This window comes from Citricoccus sp. SGAir0253 (genome assembly GCF_005877055.1).
In the GTDB taxonomy this organism is placed as follows: domain Bacteria; phylum Actinomycetota; class Actinomycetes; order Actinomycetales; family Micrococcaceae; genus Citricoccus.
On the sequence record NZ_CP039424.1, the window covers coordinates 1385247 to 1406806 of the forward strand.

Annotated in this window: 18 protein-coding genes and 1 pseudogene; all 19 read left to right on the forward strand. The window is 74.9% G+C overall.

Going from position 1 to position 21560, the window contains the following annotated elements:
- Positions 1-174: 174 nt before the first annotated feature.
- The 19 genes and pseudogenes from rsmH to E7744_RS06320 all read left to right on the forward strand — a co-directional run bounded on the left by rsmH (position 175) and on the right by E7744_RS06320 (position 21528).
- A complete protein-coding gene (rsmH, locus tag E7744_RS06230) occupies positions 175-1125 on the forward strand; it encodes a 16S rRNA (cytosine(1402)-N(4))-methyltransferase RsmH (RefSeq protein WP_210417166.1) in 951 nt (316 codons plus the stop codon).
- Positions 1122-1952, forward strand: coding sequence for a hypothetical protein (locus E7744_RS06235; RefSeq protein WP_137773369.1), 831 nt, complete (start codon positions 1122-1124; stop codon positions 1950-1952). Before rsmH ends, E7744_RS06235 begins: the two co-directional genes overlap by 4 nt.
- Positions 1953-2141: 189 nt before the next feature.
- A complete protein-coding gene (locus tag E7744_RS06240; RefSeq protein ID WP_137773370.1) occupies positions 2142-3935 on the forward strand; it encodes a penicillin-binding protein 2 in 1794 nt (597 codons plus the stop codon).
- Positions 3936-3942: 7 nt separating this feature from the next.
- Positions 3943-5673 (forward strand): Mur ligase family protein, encoded by a 1731-nt coding sequence (locus tag E7744_RS06245; protein ID WP_137773371.1) that lies wholly within the window; start codon positions 3943-3945, stop codon positions 5671-5673.
- Positions 5670-7205, forward strand: a complete 1536-nt coding sequence (gene murF / locus E7744_RS06250) for a UDP-N-acetylmuramoyl-tripeptide--D-alanyl-D-alanine ligase (protein WP_137773372.1) — start codon at positions 5670-5672, stop codon at positions 7203-7205. The genes E7744_RS06245 and murF overlap by 4 nt, the downstream gene beginning before the upstream one ends.
- Positions 7202-8305 carry a phospho-N-acetylmuramoyl-pentapeptide-transferase gene (gene mraY / locus E7744_RS06255; RefSeq protein WP_137773373.1) on the forward strand — a complete coding sequence of 368 codons (1104 nt, stop codon included), beginning with the start codon at positions 7202-7204 and terminating at the stop codon, positions 8303-8305. Before murF ends, mraY begins: the two co-directional genes overlap by 4 nt.
- On the forward strand, positions 8302-9834 hold the full coding sequence (gene murD, locus E7744_RS06260) for a UDP-N-acetylmuramoyl-L-alanine--D-glutamate ligase (RefSeq protein ID WP_137773374.1): 1533 nt from the start codon (positions 8302-8304) through the stop codon (positions 9832-9834). Before mraY ends, murD begins: the two co-directional genes overlap by 4 nt.
- A gap of 11 nt (positions 9835-9845) precedes the next feature.
- Complete coding sequence (gene ftsW, locus E7744_RS06265; RefSeq protein WP_305764213.1) at positions 9846-11237, forward strand: putative lipid II flippase FtsW; 1392 nt, start codon at positions 9846-9848, stop codon at positions 11235-11237.
- Positions 11234-12343, forward strand: a complete 1110-nt coding sequence (gene murG / locus E7744_RS06270; RefSeq protein WP_137773375.1) for an undecaprenyldiphospho-muramoylpentapeptide beta-N-acetylglucosaminyltransferase — start codon at positions 11234-11236, stop codon at positions 12341-12343. The genes ftsW and murG overlap by 4 nt, the downstream gene beginning before the upstream one ends.
- The gene (gene murC / locus E7744_RS06275; protein ID WP_137774893.1) at positions 12340-13872 is read left to right on the forward strand and encodes a UDP-N-acetylmuramate--L-alanine ligase; all 1533 of its coding nucleotides are present in this window, start codon (positions 12340-12342) and stop codon (positions 13870-13872) included. The genes murG and murC overlap by 4 nt, the downstream gene beginning before the upstream one ends.
- Positions 13869-14693, forward strand: coding sequence for an FtsQ-type POTRA domain-containing protein (locus tag E7744_RS06280; RefSeq protein WP_137773376.1), 825 nt, complete (start codon positions 13869-13871; stop codon positions 14691-14693). The genes murC and E7744_RS06280 overlap by 4 nt, the downstream gene beginning before the upstream one ends.
- A 227-nt stretch (positions 14694-14920) precedes the next feature.
- A complete protein-coding gene (ftsZ, locus tag E7744_RS06285) occupies positions 14921-16120 on the forward strand; it encodes a cell division protein FtsZ (RefSeq protein ID WP_137773377.1) in 1200 nt (399 codons plus the stop codon).
- A 21-nt stretch (positions 16121-16141) separates the two neighbouring features.
- Positions 16142-16969: a polyphenol oxidase family protein gene (locus E7744_RS06290; RefSeq protein WP_137773378.1), complete on the forward strand. Its 828-nt coding sequence runs from the start codon at positions 16142-16144 to the stop codon at positions 16967-16969.
- Positions 16966-17763 carry a YggS family pyridoxal phosphate-dependent enzyme gene (locus E7744_RS06295; protein WP_137773379.1) on the forward strand — a complete coding sequence of 266 codons (798 nt, stop codon included), beginning with the start codon at positions 16966-16968 and terminating at the stop codon, positions 17761-17763. Before E7744_RS06290 ends, E7744_RS06295 begins: the two co-directional genes overlap by 4 nt.
- A gap of 80 nt (positions 17764-17843) precedes the next feature.
- On the forward strand, positions 17844-18425 hold the full coding sequence (locus E7744_RS06300; RefSeq protein WP_137773380.1) for a cell division protein SepF: 582 nt from the start codon (positions 17844-17846) through the stop codon (positions 18423-18425).
- 53 nt (positions 18426-18478) lie between these two features.
- Positions 18479-18781 (forward strand): YggT family protein, encoded by a 303-nt coding sequence (locus E7744_RS06305; RefSeq protein ID WP_137773381.1) that lies wholly within the window; start codon positions 18479-18481, stop codon positions 18779-18781.
- 166 nt (positions 18782-18947) lie between these two features.
- Positions 18948-19738 (forward strand): annotated as a pseudogene (locus tag E7744_RS16570) (DivIVA domain-containing protein).
- 192 nt (positions 19739-19930) lie between these two features.
- Positions 19931-20512, forward strand: coding sequence for a signal peptidase II (gene lspA / locus E7744_RS06315; protein ID WP_137773383.1), 582 nt, complete (start codon positions 19931-19933; stop codon positions 20510-20512).
- Positions 20513-20631: 119 nt separating this feature from the next.
- Complete coding sequence (locus E7744_RS06320; protein ID WP_137774894.1) at positions 20632-21528, forward strand: RluA family pseudouridine synthase; 897 nt, start codon at positions 20632-20634, stop codon at positions 21526-21528.
- Positions 21529-21560 lie beyond the last annotated feature (32 nt).

Here is a 21560-nt window from a genome sequence, read left to right on the forward strand (position 1 = left end):
CGGTGCGCGGATGGGGATCTGATCCAAGGGTCCGCCTGTCACTTAAAGGACCCGTCGGAGGACATCCGGCGGACGGCGCCACCGACCGGGGGCGACCGGGCGGGACCGAGCCACGCGAAGGGAGACGGCTTGCAGGAAGAGCAGAGACCGGCACAGGACCGGCACCTTCCCGTCATGCGCTCCCGTGTCCTGGACCTGCTCTCCCCGGGGCTCGACGCCGCCCGCGCCGCCGGCCGCCGGCCCGTCGCCCTCGACGCGACCCTCGGCATGGGCGGACACGCCGAGGCCGTCCTCACCCGCCACCCCGATGCCCTCGTGGTCGGCATCGACCGCGACACCGAGGCCCTGCGCCTGGCGGGGGAGCGCCTCCACTGGGCGGGGGACCGGCTGCACCCGTGGCACGGCACGTACGACGGTGTCGCGGAGGCGTTGGCGGACGCCGGCGTCCGCGAGGCGGACGCCATGCTGTTCGACCTCGGGGTGTCCTCCTACCAGCTCGACGAGCGTGGGCGCGGCTTCGCGTACTCCTACGACGCCCCGCTGGACATGCGCATGGACACGACGGGCGGGCTCACCGCGGCCGACGTCGTGAACACGTACGAGGAGGACCGGCTGCGCCGCATCATCCGGTCCTGGGGCGAGGAGCGGTTCGCCGGGCGCATCGCCTCCGCGATCGTCCGCGCCCGCGAGGAGGAGCCGTTCACCACGACCGGCCGGCTGGTGGAGGTCATCCGCGGGGTGGTCCCCGTGGCCGCCGGACGGAGCGGCGGGCACCCGGCGAAGCGCACCTTCCAGGCGCTGCGCATCGAGGTCAACGAGGAGCTGGACGTCCTCGAGGCGGCGCTGCCGGCCGCCCTGCGGGCGCTGTCCGTCGGGGGCCGGCTCGTGGTCATGAGCTACCACTCCCTCGAGGACCGCATCACCAAGAAGGCCCTCACGGCCCAGTCCGTCTCGACCGCGCCGCCCGGGTTCCCGGTCGAGCTCGAGGAGCACGCCCCGGTGGTCAAGGTGCTCACCCGGGGCGTGGACAAGCCCACGCCGGAAGAAATCGAAGAAAACCCTCGCGCCTCCTCAGCAAAAGTCCGTGCGGTTGAGAAGATCAGACCATCAAGGAGCACAGCATGACCGCAACGCAGCAGCGCACTGCCATGCAGCAGCCCGTCCACGTCCGCGAGAGCACCGCTCCGCAACTGGACCCGGCTGCTCCTTGGCAACCCCGGATCAGTCCCGAGCACCGCGCGGTGCCCGCCGGAGACCGTGGCAGGGGTGAACGCACCCGGACGCCCCTGGCGCTCGTGCCCGCCCCCATCCGCCGCTCCGGCCGGGGCTTCGTGACGTTCTGCGTGGGGATCCTCGTGGCGGCGCTGCTGACGGTGCTGGTGATCAACATCTCGGTGTCCAACCGGCAGTACGAGATGGTCTCGCTCAAGGGCGAGCAGCTCGACCTGACCCAGTCCAACGAGCTGCTGCGCCAGCAGGTCGAGCACCTGGAGGCCCCGCAGAACCTCGCGGCCGAGGCCGCCAAGCTGGGCATGGTGCGCCCCGGGGACATCGCCTCGATCGACCTGTCCACCGGGAAGGTCTCCGGCACGGCCTCGGCGGCCGAGGACGGGGACGTGCCCTCGGGCCTGGTCGCCGCCCCGCAGGGCCCCGGCGCGGGCACGGAGCAGGACGGGTCCACCGCCGAGGCGTCCGGTCCCGAGGCGCGCGCGGCGGCCCCGGAGGGGACGGCGCCCGAGGGCGCCGACGCCGCGCCGGAGGCACCGGCCGACGTGCAGGCGTCCACCGGCCGGGCCCCGGCCGGCGACGGCGAGGCCGCCGATGCGCCGCCGGCCGTCATCGACGCGCCGGCACCGGCTATCGACGGCGAGCCGGCCGCGGACACCGCCCGGGGCGAGGAGCTCAACGGCGGCACGATCCCCGCCCCGCAGTTCTCCGCCGGCGGCCGCTGACGCCCCGGGCCGTCCGGTGGTCGCCCGTCCCGGCGAGCCCGCCGGGACGGCACCCCGGCGCGGCCGCGCCGCGGGCCCCGCACGAGACCACGCACCCGACACCGCGACAGACCCCGCACCAGACCCCGCACCAGACCCCGCATCCGACCACGCCCGGCGCGGCGTGACCGGCAGGAAGGACCCAGGCAGATGGCGAAGGCACCCGACGCCGGCGGCACCATGGACATGGGGGCCCGGCGGCTGCGCCTCGGCATCGCCGTCGCCCTGCTCCTGCTCGTGGTGCTGGCGCTGCGGCTGGTCTTCATCCAGGGAGTGGACGCCTCCGGCCACGCCCAGGACGCGATGGACGAGCGCCTCCGGTCGGTGACCGTCGCGCCCGAGCGCGGCTCCATCCTGGACTCCCAGGGCCGGGTCATGGCCGCCTCCGTGGCACGGTACGACCTCGTGGCCGACCAGCGCCTGGTGAAGGACTACCGGCGCTGGGACTCCGAGACCTCCACGATGGTGGACGTCGAGCTCGCGGACTCGCTCGACAGGCTCTCCGGCATCCTCGGCGTCGACCGGGCCGAACTGGAGGCGCGCATGGTCGGCGACCGCCCGTACAAGGTGGTCTCCAAGGGGGTCACGCCGGATGTCAAGGACAGGGCCCTGGAGCTGGGCATCCCCGGCCTGCTCGCCGAGCCGGTCTCCGAGCGCTCCTATCCCAACGGCTCCGTGGCCGGGTCCATCCTGGGCTTCGTGGGCGGTGACGGCACGCCGCTCGAGGGCCTGGAGCTCAGCCAGGACGAGCAGCTGTCCGGCACGCCGGGGACCCGGACCTACGAGATCGCCGCGGACGGGGTGCGGATCCCCAACGCCGAGTTCTCCGAGACCCCGGCCGTCGACGGCCAGGACGTGCGCCTGACCATCGACCAGGACGTCCAGTGGTTCGCGCAGGAGGCGATCGCCGCCAAGACGGAGTCCTACGACGCCCTGTGGGGCAACATCGTGGTGATGGACGCCAAGACCGGCGACATCATCGCCATGGCCGACTCCACGACCGTGGACCCCTCGGACCCGACGGCCACGGACGGCCTGTTCTGGCGCCCCACCGCGCTCACCCAGTCCTACGAGCCCGGCTCCACGGGCAAGGTGCCCACCTTCGCCACCGCCTTCGAGGAGGGCGGGGTGGAGCCGACGGACGCGTACACCGTGCCGAACAAGCAGGAGTTCGACGGGCAGATCATCAACGACTCGATGCCCCACGACACCTACGAGATGACCGCCGCGGGCATCTTCACCCGGTCCTACAACACGGGCACGGTGCAGGTCGCGCAGAGCGTGCCGGACCAGACCCGCTACGAGTACATGAAGAAGCTCGGCATCGGCGAGCACCTGGACATCGGCCTGCCCGGCAGCAACAAGGGGATCCTGGTCCCGCCGGAGCAGTGGGACGGGCGGCAGCGGCTCACCACCATGTTCGGCCAGGGCTACACCCAGACCACCCTGCACATGGCGCAGGTCTTCCAGACCATCGCCAACGGCGGGGTGCAGAAGAAGCCGCAGCTCATCGACGCCTACATCGACCCGGACGGCTCGGAGCACGTCCAGCCGGAGCACGAGGGCACCCGGATCTACTCGGAGCAGACCGCCGAGGAGATGCTGCGGCTGATGGAGGGCGTGGTCCAGGAGGGCACCGCGACGCCCGCCCAGATCCCCGGCTACCGCGTGGGCGGCAAGACGGGAACGGGCGAGGCCGCCGGCGTGGGCGGCTACAACGGGTACACCACGTCCTTCACCGGCGTGGCCCCGCTGGACGACCCCCGGTTCGTCGTGGCGGTCGCCGTCCACCGACCGCAGGGCAACTGGAAGACCTGGGAGGTGGAGGACACGGCCGCGGACGTCCTGTCCTACCTGCTGACCCAGTACAACATCCCGCCCACGGACGCCGAGCCCCAGAACTACGACGTCTTCACCGACGACCCCCAGAAACGACCCTGGTGATCCCCGCATGAGCACCCCCCTGACCCCCGCCGCGCAGGACGCGGCCTTCCGCCCGGGCCGGACCGGGGCCCTGCCCTGGCCCGCGCTGCTCGGGGCCCTCGAGCGCGCCGGCCAGCCGGCCGACGTCGTGGCGGGCACCACCGACCGCCCGGGCCCGGCCGGGATCGCCATGGACTCCCGGACCGTCCGGCCCGGCGACCTCTACGCGGGCATCCCGGGCGCCCACCGCCACGGGGCCGAGTTCGCCGAGGCCGTCGTCGCCGCCGGGGCGGCGGGCATCCTCACCGACCGCGCCGGGGTGCGCTGGTGCGCCGGCCTGCCCGCCGATATCCCCGTGCTCGTCGTGCAGGACGTGCGCGACGCCGTCGGGCCGGCCGCCGCGGCCGTCTACCGCAATGCCGCGGCCGGGCCCCGGCTGTTCGGGGTGACCGGGACCAACGGCAAGACCACGACGAGCTACTTCCTCGCCGGCCTGCTCGAGGCGCTGGGCGAGACCACCGGCCTGGTCGGGACGATCGAGATCCGGGCCGGGGGGCGTGCCGTGCCGAGCACCCTGACGACGCCGGAGTCGACCCAGCTGCACGCCCTGATGGCCCTGATGCGCGAGGAGGGCGTCTCCGCGGCCGTGATGGAGGTGTCCTCGCACGCGGTCAGCTACCGCCGCATCTCCGGGTTGCACTACGCGGTGGCCGGCTTCACGAACCTGACCCAGGACCACCTGGACCTGCACGGGTCCATGGAGGAGTACTTCGAGGCCAAGGCCGGGCTCTTCGCCGCCGGGCGCGCCGACCGGGCCGTCATCACCCTGGACGGCGGTCCGGACGCGCCGGACGCCGACGGCCGCACGTGGGGCACCCGGATGGCCGCGGCCGCGGGCTGTCCCGTGGTGACCCTTGCGCTGGGACCGGCGGCCGACCACGGCGGCACGACGCCGCCGGCGGAGTGGACGGTCACCGAGGTGGTCCCCGAGGGGCTCGGCCACCGCTTCACGCTGCGCCACGCTCCCAGCGGCCGCGAGGTGCCGGCGTCCACGGGGTTGCCGGGCCGGTTCAACGTCGCCAACGCGGCCCTGGCCGCCGTCATGGTGTTCGCCTCCCGGCCCGCGCGGGACTGGGACGCGGTCGCCGCCGTGCTCGACGCCCCGGTGGGCACCGGGCCCTTCGCGACGGCCGTCCCGGGCCGCATGGAGGTCGTCGGGCAGTCCCCGGACGCGATCGTGGACTTCGCGCACAACCCGGACGGCATGGTGCGCGCCCTGGAGTCCGTCCAGGAGGCCCGCCGGGCCGCCGGGAACGGCGCCGGGCGCACCATCCTGGTCTTCGGCGCCACGGGCGACCGCGACCGGGCCAAGCGCCCACTGATGGGGCGCATCGCGGCGCAGTGGGCCGACGTCGTGGTGGTCACCGACGACGACGCGCACTCGGAGGCGCCCGCCGGCATCCGCGCGGAGGTCCTGGCCGGGGTGCACGAGGGCGTGCGGGCGGCCGCCGCGGCCGGCCGGACGGTCGAGGTCCACGAGGCGGCGCCACGCCAGGACGCCATCGAGCTCGCCGTGGCGTTGGCCACACCCGCGGACACCGTGCTGGTGGCGGGGCGCGGCCACGAGACCGTGCAGGACATGGCCGGAGTCGACATCCCGCTCGACGACCGGGTCGAGCTGCGCGCGGCCCTCGCCCGCCACGGCCACGTCGGCGTCCCGGAATCCCCCCGGCCCGGACGTAGAGTTGACGGGTCATGATCGAACTCTCTGCCTCCGACATCGCCGGGGCGACCGGGGGCACCCTGAGTGCCACGGCCTCGCCCGGCAGCACGGTCGACGCCGCCACCACCGATTCCCGCGAGGCCGCGCCCGGCGCGCTGTTCATCGCCAAGCCGGGCGAGCGGGTCGACGGGCACGACTTCATCCCGGCGGCCCGGGCGGCCGGTGCCACCCTCGTGCTCGCCGAGCGCGAGACCCTGGACGCCGAGGGGCGGCCGGACCCGGCCGTCATCGTGGACGACGTGGTGCTGGCCATGGGCCGGCTGGCGTCCCACGTGGTGCAGCGGATCCGCGAGCACTCCCCGACGACCGTCATCGGCATCACCGGCTCCGCGGGCAAGACCACGACGAAGGACCTGCTGGCGGGCGTCCTGGCCACCGACGGGCCCACCGTGGCCCCCCAGGGCTCCTACAACGGTGAGGTGGGGGTGCCGCTCACCGTGTTCCGCGCGGCGCTGGACACCCGCTACCTCGTGGTCGAGATGGGGGCCGACCGGATCGGCAACATCGAGTACCTGGCCTCCATGGTGAAGCCGGACATCGGCGTGGTGCTCATGGTCGGCAGCGCGCACGCGGGCAGCTTCGGCGGGGTGGAGAACATCGCCCGCACCAAGGGCGAGCTCGTGGAGGCCCTGCCGGCGGACGGCGTGGCCGTGCTCAACCGCGACGACGCGCGGGTGGCCGCCATGGCGGGGCGGACCGGTGCGCGGGTGGCGTGGTTCGCCACCGAGGACGCCGCCTTCCCGCTCGTGGACGCGGACGTGGCCTCCGGCGCCGCCGCGTTCTCCGCCCTCACCACCGGGCTGACGACGACCGAGGACGAGCGTCCCGCGTTCGAGCTGCGGCTCGGCGCCGGGACCGCGGCCGAGGGCCACCCCGTGGTCTCCGGCCTGATCGGCCGCCACCACGCGGCCAACATCGCCGCCGCGGCCGCCGCCGCCTTCGCGGCGGGCCTGCCCGCCGAGCGGATCGCGGCCGCCCTCGACGGCACGGGCCCCACGAGCCGCCGGCGCATGGAGCGCACCGACCGCCCGGACGGCGTGACGATCATCAACGACGCCTACAACGCCAACCCCGAGTCCATGCGCGCCGCGCTGCGCACGCTCGCCATGATCGGCCGCTCGACCGGACGGCGCACGTGGGCCGTGCTGGGGGAGATGCTCGAGCTGGGCGAGGCCCGGATCGCCGAGCACACCGCGATCGGCACCGCCGTGGTGCGCCTGAACATCGACCAGCTCGTGGTGGTGGGCCGCGGGGCGCGGCCGCTGTACACCTCCGCCGTCAACGAGGGCTCGTGGGGCGAGGAGATCGACTTCGCCGAGGACGTCGAGGCCGCACGGGAACTGCTCGAGCGCCGGCTGGCGCCCGGGGACGTCGTGCTGGTGAAGTCCTCCAACGGGGCCGGGCTCGGCGAGCTCGGCGACCGGCTGGCCGCGGCCGGCGCCGCCACGGCGGGTGCCGCCGACGGCGAGCTCGCCCGGACCGGCGACCGGACGGAGGGGCGCCCGTGATCGGCCTGCTCATCGGGGGCCTGCTGGGCCTCGTGCTGACGCTCGTCGGCACGCCGCTGTTCATCCGCTTCCTCGTGCGCCGCGGCTACGGCCAGTTCATCCGCGACGACGGTCCCACGACGCACAAGACCAAGCGCGGCACCCCCACCATGGGCGGCGCCGTCTTCGTGGTCGTCACCGTGGTGGCGTACTTCCTGACGCACTGGATCATGGCGGGCATGGGCCTGGCCAACGCCGGGCCCACCGCCTCCGCCATCCTCCTGCTGTTCCTCATGGCCGGCATGGGACTGGTCGGCTTCCTGGACGACTTCAGCAAGATCTCCAACCAGCGCTCCCTGGGCCTGACGCCGTGGGCCAAGATCGTGCTGCAGGGCATCGTGGGCATCGCCTTCGCCGTCCTGGCGCTGAACTTCCCGGACGAGCGCGGGCTGACGCCGGCCTCGACGGCGATCTCCCTGGTCCGCGACCTGCCGATCGACCTCGCCTTCGCTGGACCGGTGCTGGGCGTCATCCTGTTCGTCGTGTGGTCCAACCTGATCACCACGGCCACGACCAACGCCGTGAACCTCACGGACGGCCTGGACGGGCTGGCCACCGGCGCCACCGCCATGATCACGGCGGCGTACGTGCTGCTCTGCATCTTCCAGTCGAACCAGGCGTGCGCCACCACGGGGGGCATCCCCGGCTGCTACGAGGTCCGCGACCCGCTCGACCTCGCCGTGGTGGGCAGCATCCTCACGGGTGCGCTCATGGGCTTCCTGTGGTGGAACACCTCCCCGGCGAAGATCTTCATGGGCGACACCGGCTCCCTCGCCCTGGGCGGGGCCCTGGCCGGGCTCGCGATCCTGTCCCGCACCGAGCTGCTGGTGGTGGTCCTGGCCGGGCTCATGGTCCTCATCACGCTCTCCGTGATCATCCAGGTCGGCTACTTCAAGTTCTCCGGCGGCAAGCGCGTCTTCCTCATGGCCCCCCTGCAGCACCACTTCGAGCTCAAGGGCTGGGCCGAGGTGACGGTGGTCGTGCGCTTCTGGCTCATCGGCCTGCTCTGCGTGGCCGTGGGCGTGGCCCTGTTCTACGGCGAGTGGGTGCTGGTCCGGTGACGGCGGCAGCGGGCGCCGGCCCCTCCCGGCTCGACACGCTCACCTCCTGGGACGCGGACTGGACCGGCCTGCGCGTGGTCGTGACCGGCCTGGGACTGTCCGGCTTCTCCGCCGCGGACACGCTCGCCGAGCTGGGCGCGCACGTCGTCGTCGTGGACGGCCAGGACACCGAGGACACCCGCGCGCGGGCGGACACCCTGCGGATCGTCGGCGTCCACGAGGTCCTGCTCGGCCCGGACGCCGTGAGGGGCCTGCCCGACGTCGGCGGGTCGGCCCCCGACCTCGTCGTCACCTCCCCGGGCTGGCGTCCGGACCAGCCCGTGCTGGCCGCCGCCGCGGCCGCCGGGGTCCCGGTGTGGGGCGACGTGGAGCTGGCCTGGCGGGTGCGCGAGCGCGCCGGGCGCCGGACCGCGGACTGGCTCGTCATCACCGGCACCAACGGCAAGACCACCACGGTGGGCATGGTCGAGTCCATGCTGCTGGCCGCGGGCCTGCGGGCCGTCGCGTGCGGGAACGTGGGCACGCCGATCCTCGACGCGATCCGGGACCCCGAGGGCTGGGACGTGATCGCCGTGGAGCTCTCCAGCTTCCAGCTGCACTGGACCCACCACATCGAGCCGGCCGCCTCCGTGGTGCTGAACCTGGCCGAGGACCACGTGGACTGGCACGGCTCCTTCGAGGCGTACTGCGCCGACAAGGCGCGGATCTACGAGAACACCCGCGTGGCGTGCGTGTTCAACGAGGCCGAGCCGCTGACGATGCGCATGGCGGAGCAGGCGGACGTGCAGGAGGGCTGCCGCGCGGTCTCCTTCACCACGGACACCCCCGGGCTGTCCATGGTGGGCGTGGTGGACGGTATCCTCGTGGACCGCGCGTTCCTGGACGACCGGGCGCACCGGGCCCTGGAACTGGGCCACGTGGAGGACCTCGGGCCCATCGCCCCCCGCCACCAGGTGGCCAACGCCCTCGCCGCCGCGGCGCTCGTCCGGGCGATCGGCGTCCCGCCGGAGGCGGTGCGGGACGGCCTGCGCGCCTACCGGCCCGGCGAGCACCGCATCCAGCTCGTCGCCAAGGCGGACGACGTGCTGTGGATCAACGACTCCAAGGCCACCAACCCGCACGCGGCCGACGCCTCGCTCGGCGCCTTCACGGACGTGGTCTGGATCGCCGGCGGGCTGCCCAAGGGCGTGACCTACGACGACCTCGTCTCCCGGCACGCCGGGCGCCTGCGCGCCGTCGTGCTCATCGGGGCGGATCCCAGCGAACTCGCAGGAGCCCTCCAGCGACACGCACCGGACATCCCGGTGGTGTCCACGGCGGTGCGGGACACTGGTCAGGATGCCTCGGACGGCCACCGGGCCATGGCCGCGGCGGTCCGGGAGGCCGATGCCCTCGCCCGCCCCGGGGACGTGGTGCTGATGGCGCCGGCCGCGGCGTCCATGGACCAGTTCACGTCCTACGCCGACCGAGGAAACGCCTTCATCGACGCCGTAGCCCGCCTCATGGAGGACAAGGGGCTGGGCAGCTAAGGAGCCCACCCATGGTGACCACCCCCCACCGGTCCCCGCGCCGCACCCGGGGTCCCCGGACGGGCCAGGGCGGGTCGACCGGACGTCCGGCCGGACGTCCCGCCGCCGCCCGGCCCGAGGCGACCCGCCGCCGACCGGACCGGGCCGGCTCCCCACCGCCCGCCGGCCGCGGCCCGGCCCGCTGGTGCCACCGCATGTGGTCCTTCCTCGAGGGCGAGTCCTCCTCGCAGGCCTCCTACGTGCTGATCCTCGGCTGCACGCTGGCGCTCACCGTCATCGGGCTGATCATGGTCCTGTCCTCCTCCTCGGTGGAGAACATCGGCGAGACCACGGGCTCGTACGACCTGTTCATGCGCCAGGGCGTCTTCGCCGTGGTCGGCCTGGGCGCCATGGTCCTCATCTCCCGGCTGGGCACGGACCGCCTGCGCCGGCTGGCCTGGCCGGCGCTCCTCATCGCGGTCGTGCTGCTGATGCTGGTCCTGACACCCCTGGGCCACGAGGTCAACGGCAACCGCAACTGGATCAGGATCGGCGGCTTCACGGCCCAGCCCTCCGAGGCCGCCAAGCTGGCCCTGGCCCTCTGGGCGGCCGCCGTGCTGGAACGCAAGGGCCGGCTCACGGGCACGCTCAAGCACTCCATCGTCCCGGTGCTCTTCCCCGTGGGCGCGGTCCTGCTGGGCCTGGTCATGGTGGGCCGCGACCTCGGCACGGCCATGGTCATCATGCTGGTCATCGCCGCCGTCCTGTTCCTGGCCGGCACGCGCCTGCTGTACTTCGCCGTGGCCGGCGCGGTCGCGCTCCTCGCGGCGGTCGTCATGGCCCTCGTCTCCGCCAACCGGACGGTGCGCATCCAGGCCTGGCTGGGCAACTGCGACTTCGCCACGGACCCCTGCTACCAGCCCCAGCACGGCCTCTACGCCCTGGCCTCCGGCGGCTGGTGGGGACTCGGGCTCGGCCAGTCCCGGCAGAAGTGGAGCTACATCCCCGAGGCGGAGAACGACTTCATCTTCACCATCCTGGGCGAGGAACTGGGCCTCGTGGGCGCCCTGCTCGTGGTGGCGCTGTTCGCCGGGCTCGCCGTGGGCATGTTCCGGGTCGCCCGCCGCGCCCCGTCCCCCTTCGTGCGGATCTGCACGGGCGGCATCCTCGCCTGGATCGTGGGGCAGGCGTTCATCAACATCGCCATGGTCACCGGCCTGCTGCCCGTGATCGGCGTCCCGCTGCCGTTCATCTCGTACGGCGGCTCGGCGCTGACGTTCGTCCTGGCCGCGATCGGCGTCGTCCTGGCGTTCGCCCGCGAGGAGCGCCGGCGCGAGGCCGCCGCCCGCGCGGCCGCCGCCACGGGATCCACCACCGCCGGGACCGCCGGCGGGACCACCGACCTGCCGGGAGGCCGCCCATGACCACACCGCTCAACGTCGTCCTGGCCGGCGGGGGCACGGCCGGGCACATCAGCCCGATGCTGGCCATCGCCCGCGCGCTGGAGGAGTCCGGCACGGACCGGCCGGTGCACTGCACCATGGTCGGCACCGCCTCCGGCATGGAGACCCGCCTGGTCCCGGCCGCCGGCTACGAGCTGGACACGATCGACCGGGTCCCGCTGCCCCGCCGGCCCACCATGGACCTGGTCCGGCTGCCCACGCGCCTGCGCCGGGCCGTCGCCCAGGCCGGTGCCATCCTGGACCGCCGCCGCGCGGACGTCGTGGTCGGCGTCGGCGGGTACGTCTCCACGCCGGTGTACCTCGCCGCCGCCCGGCGGCGGGTCCCCGTGGTCATCCACGAGGCCAACGTGCGCGCCGGGCTGGCCAACCGGGTCGGCGCCCGCCGCGCCGCCGCCGTGGCCACCGCCTTCCCGGAGACCGTGCTGCCGGGCGCCCGGTGCGTGGGCATGCCGATGCGCCGGGAGATCTCCACGCTGGACCGGGCCGCGGCGCGCGCCGGCGCCCACGAGGCCCTGGGCCTGGACCCGTCGTGCACCACCGTCGTCGTCACGGGCGGGTCCTCCGGGGCGCTCACCGTCAACCGGACCATCGCGGCCGCCCTGCCGGACCTCGCCGCGGCGGGCCTGCAGGTGCTGCACCTGACGGGCCGGGGCAAGCAGGTCCTGGGTCCCGACGGCGCGCCCGTCGCCTCGCCGGGGTACCACCAGGTCGAGTACCTCGACGGGATGGAACGGGCCTACGCCGCGGCCGACCTCATCGTGGCCCGCTCCGGGGCCGGCACGGTGTGCGAGCTGGCCGCCGTCGGCCTGCCGGCCGTGTTCGTCCCGCTGCCGATCGGCAACGGCGAGCAGGCCCTCAACGCCCGGGGCCTCGTGGCCGCCGGGGGCGCCGTCATGGTCCGGGACGAGGCCTTCACCCCCGAGTGGGTGCGCCGCGAGCTCGTCCCGCTCGCCCGGGACGCCGGCCGCCTGGAGCAGATGTCCGCCGCGAGCGCCTCGCTCGGCGTGCGGGACGCCGACCGGACCATGGCCGACCTGGTCCTGACCGCCGCTGGAGGAGCGCGATGACCCACCCCCCGTACCCCGCCGGACCCGCCGACGCCACCGCGCCGGGGCCCGCGCGTGCCGCCGCCCCCGCCCTCGCCGCGCTCGGCCGCGTCCACTTCCTCGGCCTGGGCGGCGTCGGGGTCTCCGGCATCGCCCGGATCATGCAGCAGCAGGGCATCGCCGTCTCGGGGACCGACGCCAAGGACCTGCCCGTGATGCGCGAGCTCGAGGCGGACGGGGCCACCGTCTTCGTCGGCTACGACGCGGCGAACCTGGACCGGGCCGCCGAGCGGGCCGGTGGCCGGCCCGTGGACACCGTGGTCGCCTCCTCGATCGCCGGCCCGGGCAACCCCGAGTACGACGCGGCGGTCGAGCGCGGGATCCCCGTGCTGCACCGGTCGCAGGGCCTGGCGGCGGCGATGGCCGGCCACCACGTGCTCGCCGTGGCGGGGACGCACGGCAAGACGACGACCTCGTCCATGGCGGCGATGACCTTCACGCGGGCCGGGGCCGATCCCACGTTCGCCGTGGGGGCCGCGGTGGCCGGGCTGGGCACGAACGCCCGCGCCGGGGCGGGGGAGTGGTTCATCGCCGAGGCCGACGAGTCCGACGGCACGCTGCTGAACTACCGGCCCCGGGTCGCGATCGTCACGAACGTCGAGGCCGACCACCTGGACTTCTACGGCACGGCCGAGGCGGTCGTGCGGGTGTTCCGGGACTTCGCCCTGCTGCTGCCACCGGACGGCGTGCTGGTGGCGTGCGCGGACGATGCCGGCGCCCGCGAGCTGGCCGCGTGGGTGCGCCGGGAGCGGGCGGCCGGCCGCCCCGCCCCCCGCGTGGCCACGTACGGCTCCGACCCGGCCCGCGGCGACGACCTGGTGATCGCGGACAGCGTCCCCGTGGCCGCGGCCGGCGGCACGGGCCAGTCCGTGACGTACCGGTGGGCCGGCGGCCGGTCCACGGAGGTGGAGCTGGCCGTTCCGGGGCGGCACAACGCCCTGAACGCGGCCGCCGTGCTGCTCGCCGCCCACCACGCGGGCCTCGAGCCGGAGCAGGCGGCCCGCGGCCTGGAGGCGTTCCGCGGCACGGCCCGGCGCTTCGAGTTCCGCGGCGAGGGCGCGGGCGTGCGCGTGTACGACGACTACGCGCACCACCCCACCGAGGTTGCCGCGGCGATCGCCGCGGCCCGGTCGGTCGCGGGCGGCCACCGCGTGCACGTGCTGTTCCAGCCGCACCTGTTCTCCCGCACGCGCGACTTCGCCGAGGGCTTCGCCCAGGCGCTCTCCGGGGCCGACGGCGTGCGCGTCCTGCCGGTCTACCCGGCGCGCGAGGAGCCGATCGACGGCGTGGACTCGAGCCTCATCACCCGCCACCTGCGCACGGCGCTGCCGGGCTCGGAGCGGGTGCCCGCGGACGCCGCGACGGCCGTCGCCGAGCTGGTCGCGGCCGCACGGCCCGGCGACGTGGTCCTCACCATGGGTGCCGGGGACGTCACCGCGCAGGGCGGGGCGATCCTGACGGCCCTCGGGGCCGGGGAGGGGCGCCCGTGACGGACACCCGGCACGCCGACGCCCGGCTCGCCGGGCCGGCCGGACCCGGGGGGCCGGCCGGTCCGGGAGGCGAGGGGCCGGCGGACAACGTCCTGGAGTTCCCGGAGACCGCGGAGCAGGCCCGGCGACGGCGGCACCGCTGGTGGTGGATCGGCGGCGCCGCCGGGCTGGCGGTCCTGCTGGCGCTGGGCGCCGTGCTGTACCTCTCGCCCGTGCTGGCCATCCGGACCGTGACCGTCACGGGCACGGACCTGCTGCCCCGGGACCGCGCCGAGGAGCTGCTGCGGCCGCTGCACGGCCGGCCCCTGCCGCAGGTCGGCCAGCGGACCGTGGGCGAGCTGCTGGCGGGGGAGCCGGCCGTCGCCGAGGTGATCGTGACGGCCCGGCCGCCCCACGCGCTCGAGGTGCAGGTCGTGGAGCACCAGCCCGTGGCCCAGGTGCAGGACGGCGAGGACCGCGTGCTGTACTCGGCCGACGCCCGGCCGCTGGCCACCCTGCCCGCGCCGGAGGCCGAGCGCCGTGGGCTGCCGGACATCGCGAGCACGGACGACGTCCGGGACCCCGCGGTCTTCGACGCGATCACGGGCGTGCTGGGCACGCTGCCCGGCCCCGTGCGGGCGCGGATGGAGTCGGCCTCGGCCCGGACCGTCGACTCGGTCACGCTCGAGCTGGAGGACGGGCGGACGGTGCTGTGGGGCAACGCCGAGCACGGCGCCCGCAAGGCGCGGGTGTTGGAGGCGCTGCTGGCGGTGCCCCAGGACGAGGCCTCGCCCATCCGGGAGTTCGACGTCTCGACCCCGGACCGCCCGGTCACGCGGTGAGGCCGGCCCGGGCCACGCCGCGCGGGGGCCGTGGGCGGCGACACGCGGGGAGCGGTCTTTGCACGATCGGCCGCGGCACCATAACGTTTCACCCAGAGCCCAGGTTGACATAACACTAACCTTCAACCTGAACGTTAAGCCACCCGGAGGGCGTCGCGGCGCCCGACGGGAGTCCGGGGCGCAGGCCGGACAGCAGACAGACAGACACCGAGCAAGGGACATACACCGTGGCAGCACCCCAGAACTACCTGGCCGTCATCAAGGTCGTCGGCATCGGCGGCGCCGGCGTCAACGCCGTGAACCGCATGATCGACGTGGGCCTCCGCGGCGTGGAATTCATCGCCATCAACACGGACGCCCAGGCGCTGCTGATGAGTGACGCGGACGTCAAGCTCGACGTCGGCCGGGAGCTGACCCGCGGGCTCGGCGCCGGGGCGAACCCGGAGGTCGGCCGCCAGGCCGCGGAGGACCACGCCGAGGAGATCGAGGAGGTCCTGCGCGGGGCCGACATGGTCTTCGTGACCGCCGGCGAGGGCGGCGGCACCGGCACCGGCGGCGCCCCGGTCGTGGCCCGCATCGCCCGCTCGCTCGGCGCCCTGACCATCGGCGTCGTGACCCGTCCGTTCACCTTCGAGGGCCGCCGCCGCGCGACCAGCGCGGAGTCCGGCATCGACGCCCTGCGCGACGAGGTCGACACCCTCATCGTGATCCCGAACGACCGCCTGCTGTCCATCTCCGACCGCAACGTCTCCGTGCTGGACGCGTTCAAGTCCGCCGACCAGGTGCTGCTCTCCGGTGTCCAGGGCATCACCGACCTCATCACCACCCCGGGCCTGATCAACCTCGACTTCGCCGACGTCAAGTCGGTCATGCAGGGGGCCGGCTCGGCGCTCATGGGGATCGGCTCGGCCCAGGGCGAGGACCGGGCGGTCAAGGCCGCCGAGCTGGCCATCGCCTCCCCGCTGCTGGAGGCCTCCATCGACGGCGCCCACGGCGTGCTGCTGTCCATCCAGGGCGGCTCGGACCTCGGCCTGTTCGAGATCAACGAGGCGGCCCGGCTCGTGCAGGAGGTGGCGCACCCGGAGGCGAACATCATCTTCGGCGCCGTCATCGACGACGCGCTCGGCGACGAGGCCCGCATCACCGTGATCGCCGCGGGCTTCGACCGGGTGGACGCCACGTCGGCGCCCGCCGGCTCCGCCTACGCGCAAGGCACCCGTCCGCAGGCCCAGCAGGCCGCCCAGAAGCCCGTGCCGCAGCAGGCGATCCCCGTGGCCCCGGTCGAGGCCAGGGTCCCGGCCCAGCCGGCCGCGGAGCCCTCGGGATACCGGGCCGAGCCGGTCCACCAGGACCTGCCCACCGTCGTGGAGCCGGACCTGTCCGGCACCGGCCGCGACGACCTGGACGTTCCCGACTTCCTCAAGTGAGCGCCCCGGAGTGACCACCGCATGCTGAACCACAGCGCGACGCCGGCCGGGGCCCCCGTGGCCCCGGCCGGCCCGTTCCTGCACCACGCCACGCCGGCCCCCGGGCTGCACGTGGCCTTCACCGGCGTCGACGCCGGCAACCTCGCCTTCCACGTCACGGGCGGGCCCGGCGACGGGAACGGCCCCGCCGCCGTCGCCGCGGCGCGCCGGGACCTCGAGGCGCGGATGGGCGTGGCGCCGGGCAGCACGGAGTACCTGACCCAGGTGCACTCCGCGCGCGTGGTGACGGCCACCGGCCACGGCTGGGCGGACCGCCCGGGCGCCCCGGAGGAGGCCGACGCCGTCGTGAGCCGGACCGGGACGGAGCCGCTGGCGATCATGGTCGCCGACTGCCTGCCCGTGGCCTTCGCCTCCCGGCCCGTCGGCGCGCGGGAGCTGTCCGGGCCCACCGCCGTCGCCCACGCCGGCCGCCGCGGACTGCTCGACGGCGTGCTCGAGGCCACCGTGCACCGCCTGCGCGAGGCGGGCGCCGGGGACGCGCCCGGGGACATCGAGGCCTGGGTGGGCCCCGGCATCTGCGGCCGCTGCTACGAGGTCCCGGAGGAGATGCTGCGGGACGGCGCCGCCCGGGTGCCGGCCACCGCCTCGCGCACCTCCTGGGGGACGCCCGCCCTGGACCTGCCGGCCGGCGCCACGGCCGTGCTGCAGGGCCTGGGCGTGGCCGTGCACCGCGTGGACGCCTGCACCCTCGAGGACGAGCGGCTGTTCTCCCACCGTCGCGAACCGGGGCGGGGCCGGTTCGCCGGCCTGGTCTGGCGCACCCCGGAGCGGACGGGAGAGGGGTCGTGACCGGGCCCGCGGGCGCGGTCCCCGCGGCCGACGACGAGCGCGGCCGGGAGCTGGCCGCGCGGCTGGCGGCGGTCCGGGAGCGCATCGCCGCGGCCACCGCCGCCGCCGGTCGCGAGGACGTACCCGAGCTGGTCGTGGTGACCAAGTTCCACCCCGCGGAGGACGTCCTGCGCCTGGCCGCGCTCGGCGTGCGGGACGTGGGGGAGAACCGCGACCAGGAGGCCCGCGCCAAGGCGGCCGCCACCGCCGGTGCCCTCGCCGGGACCCCGCTGCGCTGGCACTTCATCGGCCAGCTGCAGTCCAACAAGGCCAAGTACGTGGTGCGCTACGCCGCCGCGGTGCACTCGGTGGACCGTGGCTCCCTCGTGGACGCGCTGTCCGCCGCCATGGTGCGGGAGCAGGAGCGACGCCGCCGGGCCGGGGAGGACGGGCGCGAGCCCCTCGACTGCCTGGTCCAGGTGGACCTCGACGACCGCCCGGAGGCCGAGCGGCCGTCCGGGATCGGTGCGCGGGGCGGTGCGGCCCCGGCCGAGGTCCCGGCCCTGGCCGAGCGGATCGCGGCGGCCGAGGGCCTGCGCCTGCGCGGCGTCATGGCCGTCGCGCCGCTGGGCCTGGACCCGGTCCCGGCCTTCCGGCGACTGGCCGGGATCGCCGCGGACCTGGCCGGCCGGTACCCCGGCGCGACATGGGTCTCCGCGGGGATGAGCCAGGACCTGGAGCAGGCCGTGGCGGCGGGGGCGACACACCTTCGGGTCGGTACCGATGTCCTCGGGCCCCGGCCGCCCGTGGGTTAACCTCGGGAGTGTCCCCAGGACTGCAGACCCCCGCAGGACCGGCAGCAGGCCGGGCGGTTTCCACACGGTGAGGATATTCGATGGCTGGTGCACTGAAGAAGACGATGATCTACCTCGGGCTCGCCGATGGCGACGAGCACTACGAGGAGGACCAGCGTGCCGTCGAGCCGCGCCGCCACGACCGGCCCGAGCAGGACGAGCCGGCCGGCGCCCACGACCGGGGGGAGCGCGAGGACCGCGCCGAGGCCTGGGAGGACGAGGCCCGGGAGGAGCGCCCGCAGCCGAGCCGGGTCGCCCCCGCCGTGCCGGCCGAGCGGGAGTACCGTGCTCCCGTCACCCCCATCAAGCGGGCCGCGCAGTCCCGGGAAGAGGCCTCCGCCGTGCGCCAGATCACCACCGTGCACCCCCGCTCCTACAACGACGCCAAGGTCATCGGCGAGTCCTTCCGCAGCGGCATCCCGGTCATCATGAACGTCACCGACATGAGCGAGTCGGACGCCAAGCGGCTGGTGGACTTCTCCGCCGGGCTCGTCTTCGGCCTGCACGGGTCCATCGAGCGCGTGACCAACAAGGTCTTCCTGCTGACGCCCTCGAACGTCCAGGTGCTGGGCGAGGACACCTCGGGCGCCGAGGACCAGTCCCACTTCTTCAACCAGAGCTGACACCGTCCGGCCGGGATCTCCCGGCGGGCCGACATGGTGTGGAATAGGCTGCCGTGACCTTCATCTTCTCCTTCGTGTACCTCGTCCTGGCCGTGGTCCAGTTCCTGCTGCTGGTCCGCATCGTCTTCGACGTGGTGCAGTCCTTCGCCCGCTCGTGGCGGCCGCGGGGACTGGCCCTCGTCGTCGCCTCCGCCGTGTACAGCGTGACGGACCCGCCGCTGCGGGCGCTGCGGTCCAAGATCCCGCCCATCAACCTGGGGGGCATCGGCCTGGACGTGGCCTTCCTCGTCCTGTTCGTGGTGGTCGTGCTGCTGAAGTCCGTGGCCGCCGCGCTGGCCGTCGGTTCCTTCGCCTGACCGGCGCCGATCCGTGCGCCGTCCCGGTGCGCCGGGACCCGCGCGGTGGTCCCGGTGGTAGCCTGAACAGCAGTGTGGCCCCCGGGAGCGGACCTGCCGTCTCGCGGTGCCACGGGACGACCGCTGCCCCTCCGCGGGCAGACCAGACACGTATTGGGGTGACCACATGGCTCTGACGCCGGAAGATGTTGTCAACAAGCGGTTCCAGCCGACCAAGTTCCGCGAGGGCTACGACCAGGACGAGGTCGATGACTTCCTGGACGAGATCGTCGTCGAGCTGCGCCGGTTGAACCAGGAGAACGACGAGCTGCGCCGCAAGGTCGCCGAGCTCCAGTCCGGCGACACCTCCGAGTCCACCGTCCCGGGCCCCGTCTCCGCCTCGTCCTCCGAGACCGCCCCGGCCGCCGGCGCGACCGCGGATGCGGTCCCCGGGGCCACGACGCCCGCCGAGAAGGCCTCCGCCGGCAAGCCCGCCCCGCGGGCAAGGCCGCCGCATCGCCGGCCGCGGTCCCGGCGGCCAAGGCCTCCGGTGAGGTCATCGAGACCGCGCCGGTCTCCCCGAAGCCGGCCGCCCCCGCCGTGTCCGCGGCCCCGGCCGCATCCGCGGCGCCCGCCGCCGGCTCCGGCCGCGACGAGACCGCCACCTCGGCGGCCGGCGTGCTGGCCATGGCCCAGAAGCTGCACGACGACTACGTCGCCGAGGGCCAGGCCAAGCGCGAGGAGATCATCGCCGAGGCCCAGGCCGAGGCCAACGGGCTCGTCAACGACGCGCAGGAGAAGTCCCGCAAGACCCTGGCCGAGCTGGAGGAGAAGAAGACCGTGCTCGAGCGCAAGGTCGAGCAGCTCAAGGGCTTCGAGCGCGACTACCGTGCGCGCCTCAAGGCCTACATCGAGGGCCAGCTCCGCGACCTGCAGAACCAGGGCCCCCTCCAGGAGGAGGCCGCGGCCACCAGCTGAGGCCGTCGGGCCGGGTACCGGCCCACGGCACCGCCGGCGGAGACCCTCCGGGGCCCGGGGCCGGCCGCGGCCCGCGCCGTGGCCGGCCCCGCTCCCGTCTCCGGCCCGCCCGGTCCGGCACCCCGGCCCGTCCGGCGGCCCGCCGCGACACCCGACACCCGACCCCCGGCCCCGACCCGAGGAACACACTGCGTGACTGACACCGAACCGGACGTCCCCGCGAGCCGGGACGCCGTCGCCGCCCCCCGCCGCCACCGCGGCTGGATCGCCGTGCTCGTGCTCGCCGTGGGCTACGTGCTGGACCAGCTGACGAAGCGCTGGGTCGAGACGACCATGGTCGAGGGCCAGGTCATCGACGTGCTGGCCCCCCTGCTGCGCTGGCACTTCATCCGCAACCCCGGGGCGGCCTTCTCCATTGGCGAGGAGCACACCTGGGTGTTCACGCTCATCCAGGCGGGGGTCGCGGTGTTCGTGGCGGTCCTGCTGTTCCGGGTCCGCTCCACCGCATGGGCCCTCGCCCTCGGGGGGCTGCTCGGCGGGGTGCTGGGCAACCTGACGGACCGGCTGCTGCGTCCTCCGGGGTTCGGCGTCGGGCATGTCGTGGACTTCGTCGCCCTGCCGAACTTCGCGATCTTCAACGTCGCCGACTCGCTCATCGTGTGCTCGATGGCCGGGATCGTGCTGCTGATGTTCACGGGGCGCCGGCTGGACGGGACCCGCGAGTCCGCCGACGCCCCGGCCCCCCGCCCCGCCGAGCCCCCGGCGGGGGCGTGACCGGCGCGGGCAACGGACCCGCGGACCGGTCCGCGGAGGGCGTCTCCCCGGCCCCCGGGGGCGGCCCGCCCCCGGGGCCGGCCGTCGTCGTCCCCGCGCCGGCGGACGCGGGCCGGCGCGTGGACGCCGTGCTCGCGGCCGCCCTCGGGGTCTCGCGGACCCGGGCCGGGGCGTGGTGCGCCGACGGGCGAGTGGCGGCGCGGCCCGTGGGATCCGCGGGCCCGGGGCGGACGGTGCAGAAGTCGTCCCGGGCCGCGCCCGGGACGGAGTTCGTGGTGGACGTGCCCGTGGAGGCCGACCCGCTCGAGGTGAAGGTGGAGACCGTGGAGGACCTGAGGATCCTGGGCGACGACCCGGACTACGTGGTGGTGGACAAGCCCGTGGGCGTCGCCGCCCACCCCTCGCCCGGGTGGGTGGGCCCCACGGTGGTCGGCGGCCTCGCGGGCGCCGGCTACCGGATCTCCACCTCGGGGGCACCGGAGCGCCAGGGGATCGTGCACCGGCTGGACGTCGGCACCTCGGGCGTCATGGTGGTGGCCAAGTCCGAGCGCGCCTACACCGCCCTCAAGGACGCCTTCCGGGACCGGACCCCGGCCAAGACCTACCACGCCGTGGTCCAGGGACTGCCCGACCCCCTCGACGGGACGATCGACGCCCCCATCGGCCGGCACCCCGGCCACGACTGGAGGTTCGCGGTCCTGGACGGCGGGCGCGACTCGGTGACCCACTACCGCACGCTGGAGGCGTTCGGCCGGGCCACGCTCGTGGAGGTGCGGCTCGAGACGGGGCGCACCCACCAGATCCGCGTGCACTTCGCCGCCCTGCGCCACCCGTGCGCGGGCGACCTCACCTATGGGGCGGACCCGCGGCTGGCCGCGGAGCTCGGGCTGACGCGGCAGTGGCTGCACGCCCACCGGCTCGGCTTCCCGCACCCGGTCTCCGGGCGGTGGGTGGAGTACGAGAGCCCCTACCCCCAGGACCTCGTGTACGCCCTGGATGTCCTCCGCGGACACTAGGGTACGGTCCGGCACCCGGGCCCTCCGGCGCG